Here is a 17,766-nt window from a genome sequence, read left to right on the forward strand (position 1 = left end):
CTTCTCTTTTGATATGTGATGCTTCCTTTTCAGGATTTGAATATCATCATAAAATAACTACTAGTCATTAAATTAGAGAGCTCCAGCAGCTGTTGAGTCGATAATTCCTCCTAAATGTGAAGTGATATTTAAACAGGTAATTTGATCTGGTTGCCCTTCGTTGTCTGAGAGATCAATGACTGTAACGCCTCCATTACCTTGTTTTATCATCCAAATATTTGATGGCATTAACCCTAAAAGATGACAAAGAATGGTTTTGTTAACTGCATCATGAGCGACAACCAATGCGGTTTCATCGTTTTTAAGGTCTTTGCAAATCTCATTCCAACCAGTAATGGATCTCGTGGAGACTTCTTTTATATTTTCTCCCTCTGGCATTTGAACTTTTTCAGGTGAAATCTTCCATGTTTGTAGAAGATCTGGCCAGTCGGTCTTTATCTCAGACTCCAACTTCCCTTCCCATTTTCCGTGACCAATTTCTATTAGGTTGTCTTTGAGAGAAATTTCGATCCCTGGATGTTCGTTTAGAATTATCTGAGCTGTTTCTTTTGGTCTTGATAGAGAGCTACTGAAAGCTTTTTGTAAAATATTGGTTTTTAAAAATTCACTTGCGGCCTTTGCTTGGGATTTACCATTTTTATTTAAGGGAATATCAATTTGTCCTTGGAACCTTCCTTGTTTATTCCAGTCTGTTTCACCATGCCTAACTAAAATAATTCTTTTTTTACTCTTTTTTTTTGGAATTGTAGGATTTAAATGAGCAACATTATTGAGACATTGGATTTGAACTTGTCTATCTTTCCAATCATTAAAATTAATATTACAAATTGAGATTGAGGTGTTATCTAACTTCAATCTTCTAAACCCTTTTGATGGCTCATTAATTAATTTCAGTATCAAGCATCTAAGAATTGCATTATGGGCAACTATCAAAATTGTTTTATTTGACCCTGAATGAGCATCAAATAGTGATTTTAAGAAATTTTCAGCTTGAGATAAGAGTTCTTTAATTGGTTGAAATTTTGAACCGTCGTCTCTATTAATAGTCAGTTCCTTTGGCTCTTTTTGCCAAATAGACAGCTCTTCTGGGAACTGATTTTTTATTTCATTTTTTGTTAAACCACTCCAAGGCCCAAGGTCAACCTCTAGGAGTTCGTCTGTATAAGTTGCTTGAAGCTCACTTTGATGTTGTTTAATAATGATTCTTGTGGTTTCTGATGCTCTTTGTAAAGGAGAGCTATAAATTGCATCTATTGGAATAGAAGAAATTGTTTTTCCGGCCGCTTCAGCTTGCAATTGCCCTTCTCTAGTTAATGTTGAAAGGTCGTTTCTTCCTTGAATACGACCTTCCTTGTTAAAACTGCTCAATCCATGACGGACAAAAATTAGACGCAATGTCATTAAATAAAGTGTCTTCTAGATATTTATGGTATTCGCCATGAGGGCAATCTAAGGTTCTTTTAGTAAAGATAGAAGTCTTTCTCCATGTCAGTCTTAACAAGTTGATTTTATGAGACAAGCCAAAACTGGTTGGAAATGGGCGATCGCTCTATTTTCATTACTTTTAACTGTTCTGATATGGCAACAAGGTTTGCAAGAAAGCTTTGAACGACCCTCAGTAGCTCCAAAGATTTCTTTGATGCAAACTGAGATGGCAGTGTCAGCTTCTTCATCTTTACCTGAAACAATACAAGAAGTATTTTTAGGTTCAGAACCTCAAAAAAAACTTTATCAAGCCCTCAGTGACATTCCTTTGGAACAAATAGAGGATAGAGAAAGATTGTTACTAGCAATTCTGGAAGAGTCTGAGAGTGAGCAAAAATTTATGTTGATGAAAGATTTTAATGATAAAAAGTTTGAAACAATTAAAGGCTATATATTGGATAGACAACAAGGTAAAGAACTATATAAATTTCCTGATTTTGATGAGATTAAATTAGACCCTTTACTTTATCAAATTTCATGTTCCAACTTGGGATTTACTGATGAAAAATGTATTAATCAAAAATATAATTCCCTAACAGCTATAAGGCTTTTAACTTCACAATTATTTCCATTTTTTGCTTCTGTTATAGGGAGTATATTCTTGATTAGGTATGCTTTCGTTTTCTTAAGAAAGAAAAATACTCCATGGCCAGAAATGATATCCCCCCCCCTATCATTAATAGATATGGTTCTTCTAATCTCTGGTGGTTTCGTTGTTATTGGTGAAGTCGTTTTCCCCGCACTAATTATACCAATAACAGATTTATTGTTTAATAATTTATCCTCTCCATTAAACCAATCTCTAAGAGTATTTATTGGTTACTGTTCAATGACTATAGCTCCTTTATTTATAATTAGATATCAATTAATGGGTTTAGTTCCTTCGGGGATTGATGGAGGTTGGCTTCAATGGAAAATCAGACCAATCAAAGAAGGACTTTTTAAATCAATAAGTGGATGGTTAATGATTATGCCTTTAGTGCTGCTTATTGGATGGCTAATGAATGAGATTATTGGTGACCAAGGAGGAAGTAATCCTCTATTGGAATTGGTTTTAGGTAGTGATGAATTCTTTCCATTATTTTTGCTTTTGATTACAACTGTTGTTTTGGCTCCAGTTTTTGAGGAGTTAGTTTTTAGGGGTATTCTTTTGCCTGTATTGGTATCCAAAGTTGGCAAAGCTAGCGGAGTTTTATTAAGTGCCTTGATCTTTGCTTTAGCTCATTTAAGTGTAGGGGAATTACCTCCTCTATTTGTATTAGGAATTGGTCTTGGTTTGATGAGATTGAGCTCAGGAAGGTTATTTCCTTGTGCTCTTATGCATTCCCTCTGGAATGGAGTCACTTTTATTAGTCTACTATTAGTAGCTTGAGATTAAATAAAAAAAATATCAGTATTCCAGCTCTTGCAGTTGCTTGATCAAGGTGTTTGACTTGAATTACTTTCGAATTTTGATTTGATTAGTCGAACTCAATATAAACAGAAAGCAGGCCAATTTCAAAAAAAGAAGTTGTCCAAGGAATTGTTAAACAGTGTTTTCTCCTCAAAACAGGTTCAAAGAAAGTTTCCAATTCAAGCAGCTCTTCATATCGTTTTAGATGGTGCATTGTTAGGCATACTCATAACAGTGGCGATAATGTCATCCGTAGCTCTGCATTCTCAATATTTGTGGACTAAGTCTTTTACTAAACTTGAAACTACTAGAGACTTGAACCGAAGGACATTGGAGTCAACATCAATCCTTGAAAGTTATCTATTGAGAAATCAAAAGTTGTCTAGAAATTTAGTTCCCACTAAAGCGGAAGATCTTATATACGTAGATAGACCAAAACCAGAAGAAACTAAAAAATCATTCGATGTGACATTGAAAAGTAGACTTCTAGAGAAAATATCTTCTTTTCCCGTTAAATCAGGTTACTAATAATTCCCATGAGAAGTTCTGATCATAGAAAGAAAAGAAAGACTTTTAAAGTAAACACTCTTCAGCCCCTATCTCATTCCAGATTTAGAATTATCTTTGTTTTATTATGCCTTGGACTTGGGGGCCTTTTTTTAAGGGTAGGTTGGCTTCAGCTATTTCAGTCTGAACAATTAAGAGCTCTAGCACGCGAAGTTCAAACAGAACAAAAGACCCCTCTGGGGACACGTCGATCTATTTTAGATAGAAATGGAAAGCTTGTCGCAATAGATGAGAGACGTTTTAAAATTTGGGCTCACCCTAGGTATTTTAATTTTCCCGGTGATTCATCTAGGACAGTTCGTAAACCAGTCGAAGTAGCAAAGCTTCTTTCTGCCCCACTATCCATAAGTGTTGATGATATTTTAAAAAAAGTAGGAAATTATTCCTCAGGGGTAAAACTTGCAGAGGGGGTGACGCCCGAGCAAGCTAATGCTATTAAGAAACTTGGAATAAGTGGTATTGATTTGGAGGTGTATCCTCAAAGGCTTTATCCTCACGGGTCTCTTTTTGCAAATGTAGTTGGTTTTTTGGATTTGGATAGAAGACCTCAGGCTGGATTGGAATTAAGTTTAGATAGTGATCTAAAGCGTCTAGAAAAAGCAAGTTTAATCAGAAGAGGAGCTGATGGAACACCTTTGCCTACAGGTGTTCAACGTGGTGTCTTTGAAGAGGATCAACTAAGTCTCCAATTAACCTTAGATGTAAGGCTTCAAGAAGTAGCCATTAAAGAAATAAGTAAGCAAGTAAAGAAGTGGGATGCAAAAAAAGGTGTGGTCATCGTAATGGATATAGATACAGGAGAACTTCTGGCATTGGCTTCTACGCCAACTTATGATCCTAATAAATATTGGGATTATTCTCCATCTCTTTTTAAAGAGTGGTCAGTGCAAGAATTATTTGAACCTGGTTCTACCTTTAAGCCAATTAACTTGGCATTAGCATTGGAGGAGGGGGTTATAAGCCCTAATGGAGAAGTGAATGATGATGGTCTAGTTACAGTAGGAGGATGGCCTCTCTCTAATTGGGATCGGAGGCCTAACGGGATATTGACTTTCCCTGAAGTGTTACAAGTCTCAAGCAATGTAGGTATGGTTAAAATTATGAATAAATTGAATGCGAGTATTTACTGGCAATGGTTAAGGCGCCTAGGCATTGAAGAAATACCAGAAACTGATCTTCCAGGAGCAGTTTCTGGGCAAATAAAATCAAAGCAGACTTTTGTCAATCAACCGATAGAACCAGCGGTAGCCTCCTTTGGTCAAGGCTTTTCTGTTACTCCGCTTAAACTAGCTCAATTGCACGCTTTAATTGCAAATGGAGGCAGACTTGTGACGCCTCATATCACTAAAGGCCTGAAAGGTGATTATGAGTCGTATTTCAATTCTCCTTCAGAACCAAAGCAGGTGTTATCTCCTGAGGTTACAAAGACTGTTCTTGGATGGATGGAAACAGTTGTGTCATTTTACGATGAAAGTGGTATTGATGTAGATGTTCCTGGCTATCGAATTGGAGGAAAAACAGGGACGGCACAAAAATCGCAGGATGGTTTTAACTATAATTCTAAAATTTGCAGTTTTGTTGCAAGTCTTCCTATCGATGATCCTCGCTATGTCGTTTTAGCAGTTATTGATGAACCCCAAAAGCCAAATGCATATGGATCAACGGTGGCTCTCCCTGTGGCAAAAAAAATTATTGAGACTTTGCTTGTGATAGAAAAAATCCCTCCAAGTATTTCTAAAAAAGAACATTTGGCTAGCAAAAGCTAAGAGATGGCTAAATTTTCCCAAAAGTACTAATTAAAGGGTGAAATCTATAAAAAATATGGCTAGTCTATTACATATGAAAGACGTTTTTTATTATGGAATCCCTTCTTAGTCAGCTATCTTCAATGACTGTGGTGGTGGCTGATACTGGTGATCTTGAAGCGATCAAAAAATATCATCCCAGAGACGCTACAACAAATCCTTCTTTAATTCTTGCGGCTGCACAAATGCCTGCTTATCAAAGTTTGATTGATCAAGCACTTACCACCTCAAGAGAAATGTTAGGGACCAGTGCCGCTAAGGCCGATGTGGTTAAGGAAGCTTTGGATGAACTGTGTGTTGTCTTTGGTAAAGAGATTTTGAAATTAATTCCTGGCCGTGTTTCAACAGAGGTTGATGCAAGACTAAGCTTTGATACTGATGCGACCATTGAAAAAGCAAGAAAAATAATTGCTAAATATAATGCAGATGGTATTTCTAATGATCGTGTTTTAATCAAAATTGCCTCTACGTGGGAGGGAATAAAAGCTGCTGAAGTATTAGAAAAAGAGAATATTCATTGCAACTTAACTTTGTTGTTTAATTTTTATCAAGCAGTTGCTTGTGCTGAGGCAGGTGTAACGCTTATTTCACCCTTTGTTGGAAGAATTTTAGATTGGTATAAATCTGCTACAGGAAGGGATTCTTATCCAGCGACTGAGGACCCAGGGGTAGTTTCGGTTACTAAAATATTTAATTTTTTCAAGTCAAATGGTTATAAGACAGAGGTCATGGGAGCAAGTTTCAGAAATATAGAGGAAATAACCGAGCTTGCAGGATGTGATCTCTTAACGATTTCTCCCAAATTACTTCAGCAACTTAATGAAACTCATATGGACTTGCCCATTAAGTTGAATGCACAAAAACCTTTAGTCATTGAAGAGAAAATACATCTAGACCAGACTTCTTTTGAACTAATGATGGCTGGAGATAAAATGGCTACGGAAAAACTTGACGATGGAATTAGCGGTTTTAGTAAAGCAATTGATAAATTAGAAAATCAATTGAACGAAAGACTTGAGTTGATTGAAGGAGAAGTTGCCCTAACTCACTGAGCTTTAATTTTGAAAGAGTAATCGCTTGATTACTCTTTTTGCAATGTCTTCATAACTCATCTCACCTGAAAGAATTTGTGCAATTCTTTTTGGAGCAGTAGGCCTTTTTACACCTAATTGGTATCCGACTTTGGGAAAACGATAAAAAACTTGAGAAATTCTTTTACCCCAAGCCATCGAATTCCCCCAGTTTATTTGCATCGTATTTGTATATGCGTCTAAACAATTCACTTCTCCATCTAGCCAATAAATAAGGCTTTTTGCAGCTTCAAATCCACTCATCAAAGCGGGCCTTAATCCTTCCGCTAAAAAGGGATCACATAATGAGGCGGCATCGCCAACCAAGAGAATTCCTTCTCCGTTTAATTTACAGTGGCCATTCCATATCCTTAATTTTTTTTCATGACCAATTACTTCAGAAGGATCAAAACATAAATCAGGAAGAAATGATTTAAGTATTTCATTAACTGGAAGTGAATTCTTATTATCTAGGAAAGTTCCCATCCCAATATTTACTTCATTGTCTAATGGAAAGGCCCATGCAAATCCATTTTTTACTAGACCAAATTCAAATCTAGCAGTTTCATTCCTTAAATTTCCCCTCCTTTTAATTCTCCCTGAGAAAGTGGAGGCAAATTTCTGTTGAGTTGGACCTAAATTAAAAGTTTTAGGCCATGGCGATTGAGAACCATCAGCAATAACAACTGCTCTTGCCTCTATTTGTCTCCCATCAAGAGCGGTAATATGCCAGACATTAGATTTTTTTTTTATATCGACTACCTTAAAAGTAGTCAATAAATTACAACCAGAATTTAGTGCTTGATCTAATAAGAATGAATCAAGTTTTTCACGTTTAACTATCCAAAAGGGAGAAGATCCCGAGAGCTCAGCGACTACCTTGTCGGTATTGCACCAACTAAACTCTACATTTGTTATTACTTCATCAACTATTGGTAAAAGTTTAAAAGGAAACCAGTTTTGCACTGCAGCAGACATTCCACCCCCGCAAATTCTCTCTGAAGAAAAAATATTTTTTTCAAGAATACATACCTTTTTACTATTACTAGCCAGATGAAATGCTGTAGTAGTACCTGATGCTCCCCCTCCAATAATGGCAACATCTATGAGGGTCAAACTTTTAAAATCTCAGCTTCTTTTTCTGAAAGTTTTTTTTCAATATCTTTAATAAAATTGTCCGTCTCTTTCTGAATTGTTTCTTGTTCATCTCTGCTTTGATCTTCTGAAAGATCACCATCCTTTTCAGATTTTTTGACTCTATCTATTGCTTCACGGCGTATATTTCTTAAGGCAACTTTTCCTTCCTCTGCATACTTGGATGCGAGTTTGCAAAATTCTTTTCTACGCTCTTCAGTCAATGGTGGAACATTTATACGAATTATCTTGCCATCATTATTTGGCGTAAAACCTAGATCACTTGTTGCAATTGCTTTTTCGATTGAAGCTAATGAGCCTAAGTCGAAGGGTTGAATTGCTATCGTTTGAGAGTCAGGGGTAGTGATAGTTGCGAGAGATTTTAATGGAGTTTCAGCCCCGTAGTATTCAACTGATATTCTGTCTAATAAAGATGTATTTGCCCTCCCCGTCCTGATGGTATTGAAATTCCTCTGAGCTGCCTCTATAGATTTGCTCATTGTGGTTTTTAGCTCTTGATTTGACATTCAGATAAAGTTATTGCGAATTGATTTTTAAAAGTTTAAAAAGCTTAAAAAGCTTAAAAAGTTTAATTTTAACTTGAATTAGAAATTCTTGATCCAATTGGTTCACCAGAAATTGCTTTAGCAATATTCCCAGGTTGGAAAATATTAAATACAACTATTGGGATTTTATTATCTTTGCAAAGAGCGATAGCAGTGCTATCCATTACTCCTATTTCGTTAGCCAATACATCTTGAAAGGTGAGATTGTCATATTTGACAGCATCAGTGAATTTTTTTGGATCTCGATCGTAAACCCCATCAACTTTCGTAGCTTTGAAAACAACTTCGGCGTTAATTTCAGCGGCCCTAAGTGCAGCAGTGGTATCAGTTGTAAAAAATGGATTGCCGCAACCACCTCCAAAAACTACTACTCTTCCTTTTTCAAGATGTCTTATTGCTCTTCTTCTTATGTACGGTTCTGCAATCTGTTGCATGTCAATAGCAGATTGAACTCTTGTAGGTACTCCAGCTCTTTCTAATCCATCTTGAAGTGTAATTGCATTCATTACGGTTGCAAGCATCCCTACATAGTCAGCCGTGGCTCTATCCATTCCTGCCGCTGATCCTTTTAAACCTCTAAAAATATTTCCGCCGCCAACAACAATTGCTATTTGCGTGCCATTTTCAACCACTTTTGAAACATCCTTGGCAATTGATTGAACAATTTCAGGATCAATCCCATAAGGTTTATCTCCCATAAGAGCTTCACCACTGAGTTTTATTAGTGCTCTAGAGTATGTCATTAAAAATTCATAACAATTTGACAGTAGCAAGTCCTGGGTGAACGTCTTGAAATCTGTATTGGATCCCTTGCGATGGAAATATTCTTAGGACTATAGATTAATATTCAATTCCTTCTTGTGCTTTTATTCCCTGCTCTCTAAAGGGGTGGTGGATTAATTTCATTTCTGTCACAAGATCAGCTGAATTGATTAATTTTTCTGAGGCTCCTCTTCCAGTCAAGACTATATGTGTAAGTTCTGGACGCAAATTTATACCATTTATAATTTCATCTTCATCAATATATCCAAGTTTTATTGCAACAATGATCTCGTCTAAAATTATAAGTTTATAATTTGGGTCTTTAATATATGAGACCGCCTTTCTCCAGCTTGACTTGACTAAATTTATATCTCTATTTCTATCTTGTGTTTCCCACGTGAACCCTTCCCCACATGCATGAAACTTTAACTTATCCCCAAATATTTTGAAAGCTAATGACTCACCTGGTTCCCATCCACCTTTGATAAATTGAATTATTGCAACATTGTGGTTATGACCAATAGTTCTTAATCCCATACCAAGAGCAGCTGTAGTTTTACCTTTACCTTGACCTGTATTAACTATTATTAGACCTTTTTCTTTTTTTCTTTCTTTTAATCTTTGTGTTTGAACTTCTTTTCTCTTTTGCATTCGTTCTTTATATTTTTCTTCGGTCATATTTGGTATTAAATTACCACCCATTCCGATTCTTTCTGCACTCTTATCTAGCTTATTAAGTCTTGAATCCTCTTTAGTGATTTTATTTTTCATTTCCTTGGCTTAAATTAAATAAGTTAATAAAAGAATAATTTTCAAAAAAAGATATAGCTATAAATATTAATTATTCTTCTTGTTAATATTTGACTCTAGATAGAGCACTATCGACTGCAATTTGCTGATCTCTTCTTGTTATCCAATGATGATAGGTTTTTGTATGTATTGACACTGAGTGTCCCATCATTTTTGCAGCTACAGTATTTGGTAGGCCTATTAAGATGGTCCTAACTGCCCATGCATGTCTTAAATCATAGGGGGTAAAAGATATTTCATATCTTCTAAATTGCTCAGATACTCTTCTTCCTATATGTTGAAGAGTTGTCTCTTTTAGATCTGTTTTAATATCTGGGAGTAAATCTGAAGTATCAGTTATGTTCCCTAGCTCAAATAAAGCAACCCATTCAGGATGAAATGGCCAAACTTGATGCTCTCCTGTCTTCGTATTTGGGAAAACCCGGAGTATTTTATCCCCACCTTTTTTTAAACAAGATAAGTCACTAAAAAAGACTTCATGATTTCTAAGCCCATAAGTTGCCATTAACGCATAAACAAATCTCCATTTTGGATTTGGTATTAATTGAAAGCTATTAATAATTTCTTTATCACTAGGTAACTCTCTGAAATTTGATTCGTGTATTCCATAACCACTTTGAAGTTGCTTCCAGTTCTTGGGTAGCTCTACTTTAAGGTGCCTAGCTAAAGCACTTAAAGCAATTCCACATTGTTGCCTGCTCCTTGAATTTTCTCTGTAACTTAAAAGGATTTTCACTAGGAGCTCCTCGCTTAATTTAAGAGTAGATTTATGACTTACTGCAATTAATCTGTTCAAATAGGGTTTGTAAGCAGACTGCCAAGTGCTGATCATTCCGGCTGATGATTTGCTCCTGGATGTATCAGAAAAAAATTGTCTTTTAAAACTTTCTATTTCATTGCTTATTACGGTTTTATTAGTCTTTGTTGATGAGAGAGCTTTCTCTTTAATCCAATTAGACCAACAAAATTGATTTTTTTTAAGTTGAAAATCTATCAATTCTATAGCTTTTCTAGCCTCTTCTAGACCGTTAATGTCGTGTGGAAGTTTCAGACTTATTCTTTGAACTTTAGAAAGATTATGAGATTTTTTATCTGGCAAAGAACCACGAATGTTTAAAACTTTACCCCTTTTCTCAATTCTTAGATTGATTCCCTTTGATTCAAGGTCATGGTTGATATCTAGTAACTTTTGATTCTCGTCCATGATCCTGTAAATTTAGTTAGCTTTACTTTGATAAGGGTTTGTATATCCTTTTATAAGGAGTTTTTTCTAAAATGGCTCGGGTTGGTGTCCTCTTATTAAATCTCGGAGGTCCTGAGAGGATTAAGGACGTGGGACCATTTTTGTATAATTTATTTTCTGATCCAGAGATAATTCGTTTACCAGTGCGTGCTTTTCAAAAACCTCTGGCTTGGCTTATAAGCTTATTAAGAAGTAGTAAATCACAAGAGGCTTATAGATCAATTGGAGGTGGATCACCTTTGCGTCGTATTACCGAGCAACAGGCAAGAGAACTCCAAAGCTATCTAAGAAATATAGGAATAGACGCTACAACATATGTCGCAATGAGGTATTGGCATCCATTTACTGAGTCAGCTGTAGCGGATATGAAGGCTGACGGTGTTAGCGAAGTTGTTGTTTTACCTCTTTATCCCCATTTTTCTATAAGTACAAGTGGATCCAGCTTTAGAGAATTGAAAAGGTTAAAAGATGGTGACGATGAGTTTGCAGAATTATCAATTCGTTGTATCCGAAGCTGGTTTGATCATCCAGCCTATGTCTCTTCAATGGCTGAATTAATAAAGAAGCAAATCTTAGCTTGTGATTTACCCCAAGAGTCCCACGTTTTTTTTACTGCACATGGTGTTCCTAAAAGCTATGTAGAAGAAGCCGGTGATCCATATCAAGATCAAATACAGAACTGTTCACTTTTGATTATTGACCAGCTTGAAAATTCGCTTGGATTCACCAATTCATTTTCACTCGCTTATCAAAGCAGAGTAGGCCCAGAAGAGTGGCTCAAACCATATACCGAAGAAGTATTAGAAAAATTAGGAAAATCAGGTGTTAAGGAACTTGTCGTGGTCCCAATAAGTTTTGTGAGTGAGCATATTGAAACTCTCCAAGAGATTGATATCGAGTACAAAGAAATTGCTCAGAAAAATGGAATTGTTAATTTTAAAAGAGTTCCAGCTCTTGATGTCTATCCGTTGTTTATTGAAGGATTGGCCGATCTAGTTTCTTCTTGCTTAAACGGCGAGGGAATTAGTTTAGAGGAAGCATCAAAATTGCCAGAAAGAGTAAAACTTTATCCTCAAGAGAAATGGCAATGGGGTTGGAATAACAGCTCTGAAGTTTGGAATGGAAGAGTTGCAATGATTGTGTTTCTTAGCTTTTTGATGGAATTAATAATTGGTGGTGGTCCTTTACACCAAATAGGATTGCTCTAAAGAATTAAAATAACTATTTGTGTTGATTAGTTTGATAATCAACTTGCTGTTAAAACTTAGAGAATTTAATTAAATCTTTGCTTAATTTAGTTGAATTGAAATTATGCATACTAAGATTTATTGTTAGTTTAGATTTTCTTCTGCCGTGACCCTGACTTCTACGCCTAATCAAATAGAAGATTCAGGGACACAAACTCAATATGAGATGTCAGGAGCTGATGCCTTGATGGATTCTCTTCGTAGGCATGGAGTCGATACTATTTTTGGTTATCCTGGCGGAGCAATCCTCCCAATATATGACGCGGTTTTTAAAGCGGAGCAAGAGGGATGGTTAAAACACATTCTTGTTCGACATGAACAAGGTGGAACTCATGCTGCAGATGGTTTTGCTAGAGCGACGGGGAAAGTTGGGGTTTGTTTTGGCACATCAGGTCCAGGCGCTACGAATCTAGTCACAGGAATAGCAACCGCTCAGATGGATTCTGTACCTCTTGTCGTCATAACAGGGCAAGTTCCTAGACCTGCTATTGGAACTGATGCTTTTCAAGAAACAGATATTTTTGGAATAACACTTCCAATTGTTAAACATTCATGGGTCGTAAGAGATCCCTCTGAAATTGCAAAAGTTGTAGCACAAGCCTTTCTCATCGCTTCGTCGGGTAGACCAGGCCCTGTTTTGATTGACATACCGAAAGATGTTGGACAAGAGATGTTTAAATATGTTCCTGTTGAGCCTGGTTCAATAAAGCCACTAGGGTTTGAACTACCATTCGCGCCAGAACATAAAGCCATAAGTTCAGCCTTAGATCTAATTGAAAATGCTGAGCAACCACTCCTTTACGTTGGCGGCGGTGTTATTTCTTCGGGGGCACATGAAACTCTGGCTGCGATTGCTAATAGATATCAAATACCTGTAACAACAACTTTAATGGGCAAAGGCGCTTTTGATGAACGTGATCCTTTATCAGTTGGAATGCTTGGTATGCATGGAACAGCTTATGCCAACTTTGCTGTGACTGAATGTGATTTGTTGATTGCCATTGGAGCAAGATTTGACGACAGAGTTACAGGTAAATTAGATACTTTTGCTCCTAAAGCAAAAGTAATTCATTTTGAGATTGATCCTGCTGAAATAAATAAAAATAGAGTTGTTGAAGTTTCTGTATTAGGTGATGTTGGAATTAGCCTTGTTAAATTATTAGATCTCAGCAACCAAAGGAAAACAAATCCAAGAACTTCTCAATGGCTTAACAAAATTAAAAACTGGAAAAATAATTTTCCTTTGATAACTCCCCCTAAAGAAGGAGAAATTTATCCACAGGAAGTTTTAATTGCGTTGAGAGATTTGGCTCAAGATGCTTACATTACAACTGATGTTGGACAACATCAGATGTGGGCTGCTCAGTACTTGTTAAATGGACCAAGACAATGGATTAGCAGTGCCGGACTTGGGACAATGGGCTTTGGAATGCCCGCTGCAATGGGAGTCAAAGTTGCTTTGCCTAAGGAGAAAGTAATTTGTATCGCCGGTGATGCAAGTATCCTCATGAATATTCAGGAGCTTGGAACTATTGCTCAATATAAGTTGAATTTAAAAGTAATTATCATCAATAATCATTGGCAAGGGATGGTTAGGCAATGGCAAGAAAGTTTTTACGATGAACGATATTCGGCATCTAACATGTCTGTTGGGGAGCCTGACTTTATTTCGCTATCTAAGGCTTTTGGAATTGAGGGTATAGTAATTTCAGAAAGAGAAAACCTAATTCCTCAACTCCAAAAAGCATTGGAAAATGAAGGACCAGTTCTTGTTAACGTAAATGTAAGAAAAGGTGAAAATTGTTACCCTATGGTGCCACCCGGGAAAAGTAATGCTGAAATGGTTGGCATATAAGATAAAGAAATAAGTTAAAAACGTTTTATGAATAAATTTTTTACAAAGATTTTAATATTATTAGCTTCTCTTTTTTGGTTTCATTCGGGAGTTGATGCCGCTGAAATTTTACAAGTGACTAGTTCGTCTGTTTTGCTAATCGGAGATCATAATCGTACCTACACTGTGAAATTAGCATGTACAGAAATCACTCCTGATTTAGAAGAAGAATCTCTTAAGTGGCTCAAAAAACAACTACCCAGACATACAAAAGTAAATTTAAAACCTAAAGGATCAGTAAATGGTGTTCTAGTTGCCAAAGTTATTCCTTTTGATAGTGAAATCGACATAACTGAGAAATATATAAATGAAGGATTAGCAACAAATAAATGTTAAATAAATTGTAAACTTCTAGATGAAAATGACTATGAATTAATGAAACTCTATTTTCATTAATTAGCTTTATTTACTCCTATAAGTATTAAATAGTTTTGTATATGAGTATGTACAAAATCTATGTATATTGATTTCATATTTATCTCCTTTTGTAGAAGCTCCTATGGCAAAAATCAAATTATTTTCTTGTAACAGATCAGATTAATAAATTCAATATCCTTAAGGATTTATATTTTTATTTATTGCTATCTGTTTAATCCAAAAACTATATTTGAAATCTATTTTTAGAGGAAATTGTTAATACTCTTCAATATCTTTTAGCATCCAAAACCCATGTAGAGAATTTTCTTCAGGACTTTTTTGAACTGAAATAAATTGAAGTCCATCTGCATATAATTTTGTATTTAGAAAATTATTTTCAATAACTTTTTTAGCTTCTTCTTCGACATCAGTTACTAACCATCTGTCAGCTTGCCCTGCCTCTAGAATTATTTGAGTACCTTCTATTAAAAGCTTTGCTGGTTCAAGTCCCCCTAGCCAAGCTGCAAGTGCCAAGGATCTTTTTGGGCTAAAAAGCCTAATACCTGGAATAGATATATTTTCATTAATTGAATCTTTTATGGGAATTAAATTAGAAAACTCTATTTCCCATTCATCAGCCTCTCTAAGTGTATTTAGAGATAAGGAAGCAAAGCTCCATGATTCACCTCTTACTTCCTCTGGTAAAGGGATGGCTTGGTTTGTAATTGGGTTTGAAGGAGGAGCAAGATTAACGCCGGTATACCCTTTTTGCTGAGGATAGAAACTCCTTTCTCTTTCAATAAGCCACTCCAATAATGAATATGTTCTTCTGCTAGAAATAAGTTCAATTCCTATTTGATCTGCTGCACGTTTTATCATTGTTTTCATAGAGGATCGCCAACATCGAATAACTGATGGTTTATCCCAACCTTGTAAATAAGCTTCATCAATGGCTTCATCAAATGCATCTTTTAACCAAATTGAATTAACACTTGATGCTGGACATATCTTTTCCCATTTAAATGTTTTCTTGTCTTTGAAATTATTTGTAGATGTAATTAATAATTCCCATCTTTTTTTTCCATTTTCATCAATTATTGGGCGGGAATAAAAATCTATTTCCCAGTCTGTTTTTTTTAAATTAGGTTTTTTTGATGCAATCACAATTTTTTTTCTTCAATGTAAAGTTATGAGGATAAGTTGATGTCTTCCTTTTCCTTTTGAGGATCAACTTTTTCTTTATTCAAGCTATTTCGCGCTTTAATCGCTCTCTCATTTGCCTCTTCCATAACTTTTGTCTTATCAGTAATAAGTTCTCCTGGAGGGCCCTCTAAAAGAGCTGTATTTAATCCAATTCGTCCTCTAGAGGGATCTAAATCAGTTATCAAAGCTTTGATGGATTCACCTGGTTGAAAAACTTCTCTAAGGCTTCTCATGCTTCCATTAGTTACCATTGAATGATGCAACAATCCACTTACACCCCTCAAATCAACAAAAAAACCATAAGGTTTTATTGTTAAGATTTCGCCCTCGATTAGTTGTCCAATTTCTAATTCTGAAAATCTTGAAGCAATTGCAGCTTTCTTTTCGGAGAGAACAAGTTTTCGCCTCTCTGGATTTACCTCTAAAAAAGCAGTACTAATTGTTTTTGAAACAAGAGATTGATGATTTTCTCCATCTTCAAGCTGAGATCTAGGAATAAAACCTCTTAAACCTTCGAAGTCGCAAGTAACACCCCCACGGTTAAAACCATTTATTTTAACTCGAATAACTTTTCCTTCTTTTGCAAGATTTTGAACTTTGTCCCAGCTTTTTCTTAGTTCTAACGCCCTACAACTGATTGTTACCATCCCATCTGCATTTTGTTCTCTAGTAACAAGAACTTCGACTTTTAACCCTTTTGGGAAACGCTCTTTTAAATTTGTAATTACACCTAGACCACATTCATTTTTCGGCATGAATCCAGGAGCTTTACCCCCTATGTCTACATAAATACCATCACTTTCAACTGCAATAACTGAACCTTTTGCAATTTCTCCAGTTGTCCCGATTGGTTGGTTTTCTTCTAAGGCTGCTAAGAATTCGTCTTCATCAAAATCAAATTCATCAACTGTTCTACTTTTTTGTTCAAAAATATTTTGATCATCGAAGGCTTCAATATTATTTTTATAGTTAGTATTATTCTCAGATCTTAGAAGATCTTCCATTGTCTCTGACTGGAAATCATCGCTAGAGTCTTTCCCGATTGAATTTTGTTGTTCAGGTGCTTTCTTTAAGTAAGAAATTTCTTTTGGAGCTAGAACCTTTTCAGCAAATCTTCTATCCTTAGGTTGCTCGGAGAATTCTTTCTCAGATGATTCTTCATTGATTATTTCTTCTTCAGGCTTTCGACTGATATGCATAACCTGCAATGGCTTGCGAGGTGCATTTATTGCCGGCCTTTGGGGAGTTGCTTTTTTAGGCTGAGGATCTGACCCGGCCATAATACCCTTGGTAATAAGTGAAACATTCTTACAGCCAAGGGTAAGTTGTTTTTTAATTATTAGGAGATTTCTATCATTTTTCAAACTCGCCGATTTGAGCATTTGACATGGCCTGAGGCCTCTAAAGCCGCTTCAGAGAATGGATCTACATTGGTTTGGCCCTTTGGTGCATGTGAACAACATGGACCACATTTACCTTTGATTACTGATACTTTTTTTGCTGAAAATATTTTAATCAAGACTCTTAATAGGTTGCCAGAAAATATGCCGATATGGATGATGCCATCTCAATCGATTGGTTTTTCTCCTGAACATCAAGCTTTCCCAGGAACTTTGTCCCTATCAGCTGATGTTTTGATTTCAATGGTTACTGATGTTGGCCAGCAAATAGCCTCTATGGGATTTAATAGATTAGTTTTTTTTAACGCTCATGGTGGGCAAATTGGTCTGCTCCAGGCGGTTTCAAGGCAGTTGAGAATTCAATGTCCTTCAATAGCTGTATTGCCTTGTTTCCTTTGGAGTGGTGTCCCAGGATTAGATCAACTTTTACCTGAAAAAGAGGTTGAGGAGGGACTTCATGCGGCATTAGCGGAAACAAGTCTTATGTTGCACATGGCTAGAGATTTGGTACGAAATGATTCTTACTTAGAAATAAAGAATGTAGATAAACAAATAGTTACTACCCCAAAAGGGTGGAGCCTTGAAGGAGCATCACCGTGCGCATGGTTGACAGAAGATTTGAGCTCATCTGGAGTTATTGGCGATGCAAGTTCTTCAAATTCTGAATTGGGTGCCGCTTTAGAAAATGCACTAGTAGATCATTGGATTGCCCTATTTACAAGCCTTTTGGAGAGTGATTGGCCGCCAATTAGGTCAGAAAGGCCTGTTTCTAGCAGTTAAGATGTGGTAACTGAACTACCGTTTTGGATTAAATTCTGTAAGATCACTCA

The 17,766-nt window shown here is 36.1% G+C and carries 16 protein-coding genes; 8 read left to right on the forward strand and 8 right to left on the reverse strand.

The window, feature by feature from the left end; genetic code table 11:
* Positions 1 to 72: 72 nt before the first annotated feature.
* Entirely contained in the window at positions 73 to 1,401 is a 1,329-nt protein-coding gene (locus PMN2A_RS02700; RefSeq protein WP_011294479.1) for a histidine phosphatase family protein, read from the reverse strand.
* Between the two features lie 109 nt (positions 1,402 to 1,510).
* Between PMN2A_RS02700 and PMN2A_RS02705 the strand changes: the two genes are divergently transcribed.
* From PMN2A_RS02705 to PMN2A_RS02720, 4 genes are all read left to right on the forward strand, one after another.
* The gene (locus tag PMN2A_RS02705; RefSeq protein ID WP_011294480.1) at positions 1,511 to 2,857 is read left to right on the forward strand and encodes a CPBP family intramembrane glutamic endopeptidase; all 1,347 of its coding nucleotides are present in this window, start codon (positions 1,511 to 1,513) and stop codon (positions 2,855 to 2,857) included.
* Between the two features lie 84 nt (positions 2,858 to 2,941).
* Positions 2,942 to 3,406, forward strand: coding sequence for a hypothetical protein (locus tag PMN2A_RS02710; protein WP_011294481.1), 465 nt, complete (start codon positions 2,942 to 2,944; stop codon positions 3,404 to 3,406).
* 8 nt (positions 3,407 to 3,414) lie between these two features.
* Positions 3,415 to 5,211 carry a peptidoglycan D,D-transpeptidase FtsI family protein gene (locus PMN2A_RS02715; RefSeq protein WP_011294482.1) on the forward strand — a complete coding sequence of 599 codons (1,797 nt, stop codon included), beginning with the start codon at positions 3,415 to 3,417 and terminating at the stop codon, positions 5,209 to 5,211.
* Positions 5,212 to 5,303: 92 nt separating this feature from the next.
* Positions 5,304 to 6,302, forward strand: coding sequence for a transaldolase (locus tag PMN2A_RS02720; RefSeq protein ID WP_011294483.1), 999 nt, complete (start codon positions 5,304 to 5,306; stop codon positions 6,300 to 6,302).
* 3 nt (positions 6,303 to 6,305) lie between these two features.
* Here the strand turns inward: PMN2A_RS02720 and PMN2A_RS02725 are convergent, their stop codons facing one another.
* The 5 genes from PMN2A_RS02725 to PMN2A_RS02745 all read right to left on the reverse strand — a co-directional run bounded on the left by PMN2A_RS02725 (position 6,306) and on the right by PMN2A_RS02745 (position 10,796).
* On the reverse strand, positions 6,306 to 7,436 hold the full coding sequence (locus tag PMN2A_RS02725) for an NAD(P)/FAD-dependent oxidoreductase (protein ID WP_011294484.1): 1,131 nt from the start codon (positions 7,434 to 7,436) through the stop codon (positions 6,306 to 6,308).
* Entirely contained in the window at positions 7,433 to 7,981 is a 549-nt protein-coding gene (gene frr / locus PMN2A_RS02730) for a ribosome recycling factor (protein WP_011294485.1), read from the reverse strand. The genes PMN2A_RS02725 and frr overlap by 4 nt, the downstream gene beginning before the upstream one ends.
* Positions 7,982 to 8,049: 68 nt before the next feature.
* Entirely contained in the window at positions 8,050 to 8,763 is a 714-nt protein-coding gene (pyrH, locus tag PMN2A_RS02735; RefSeq protein ID WP_011294486.1) for a UMP kinase, read from the reverse strand.
* Between the two features lie 97 nt (positions 8,764 to 8,860).
* Positions 8,861 to 9,553 (reverse strand): cob(I)yrinic acid a,c-diamide adenosyltransferase, encoded by a 693-nt coding sequence (gene cobO, locus PMN2A_RS02740; protein WP_011294487.1) that lies wholly within the window; start codon positions 9,551 to 9,553, stop codon positions 8,861 to 8,863.
* An 82-nt stretch (positions 9,554 to 9,635) separates the two neighbouring features.
* On the reverse strand, positions 9,636 to 10,796 hold the full coding sequence (locus PMN2A_RS02745) for a site-specific integrase (protein WP_011294488.1): 1,161 nt from the start codon (positions 10,794 to 10,796) through the stop codon (positions 9,636 to 9,638).
* A 71-nt stretch (positions 10,797 to 10,867) separates the two neighbouring features.
* Between PMN2A_RS02745 and hemH the strand changes: the two genes are divergently transcribed.
* The 3 genes from hemH (at position 10,868) to PMN2A_RS02760 (ending at position 14,312) form a co-directional block, all read left to right on the forward strand.
* Positions 10,868 to 12,043 carry a ferrochelatase gene (gene hemH, locus PMN2A_RS02750; RefSeq protein ID WP_011294489.1) on the forward strand — a complete coding sequence of 392 codons (1,176 nt, stop codon included), beginning with the start codon at positions 10,868 to 10,870 and terminating at the stop codon, positions 12,041 to 12,043.
* A gap of 145 nt (positions 12,044 to 12,188) precedes the next feature.
* A complete protein-coding gene (ilvB, locus tag PMN2A_RS02755) occupies positions 12,189 to 13,937 on the forward strand; it encodes a biosynthetic-type acetolactate synthase large subunit (protein ID WP_011294490.1) in 1,749 nt (582 codons plus the stop codon).
* Positions 13,938 to 13,964: 27 nt separating this feature from the next.
* Positions 13,965 to 14,312: a hypothetical protein gene (locus PMN2A_RS02760; protein WP_011294491.1), complete on the forward strand. Its 348-nt coding sequence runs from the start codon at positions 13,965 to 13,967 to the stop codon at positions 14,310 to 14,312.
* Between the two features lie 297 nt (positions 14,313 to 14,609).
* Here the strand turns inward: PMN2A_RS02760 and PMN2A_RS02765 are convergent, their stop codons facing one another.
* A complete protein-coding gene (locus tag PMN2A_RS02765) occupies positions 14,610 to 15,497 on the reverse strand; it encodes a Tab2/Atab2 family RNA-binding protein (protein WP_011294492.1) in 888 nt (295 codons plus the stop codon).
* Positions 15,498 to 15,520: 23 nt separating this feature from the next.
* On the reverse strand, positions 15,521 to 16,816 hold the full coding sequence (locus tag PMN2A_RS02770) for a S1 RNA-binding domain-containing protein (RefSeq protein ID WP_011294493.1): 1,296 nt from the start codon (positions 16,814 to 16,816) through the stop codon (positions 15,521 to 15,523).
* A 102-nt stretch (positions 16,817 to 16,918) separates the two neighbouring features.
* Here PMN2A_RS02770 and PMN2A_RS02775 point away from each other — a divergent pair, with 102 nt between their 5' ends.
* Positions 16,919 to 17,716 carry a creatininase family protein gene (locus PMN2A_RS02775; RefSeq protein WP_011294494.1) on the forward strand — a complete coding sequence of 266 codons (798 nt, stop codon included), beginning with the start codon at positions 16,919 to 16,921 and terminating at the stop codon, positions 17,714 to 17,716.
* Positions 17,717 to 17,766 lie beyond the last annotated feature (50 nt).

The organism is Prochlorococcus marinus str. NATL2A, from assembly GCF_000012465.1.
GTDB classification, from domain to species: domain Bacteria; phylum Cyanobacteriota; class Cyanobacteriia; order PCC-6307; family Cyanobiaceae; genus Prochlorococcus_B; species Prochlorococcus_B marinus_B.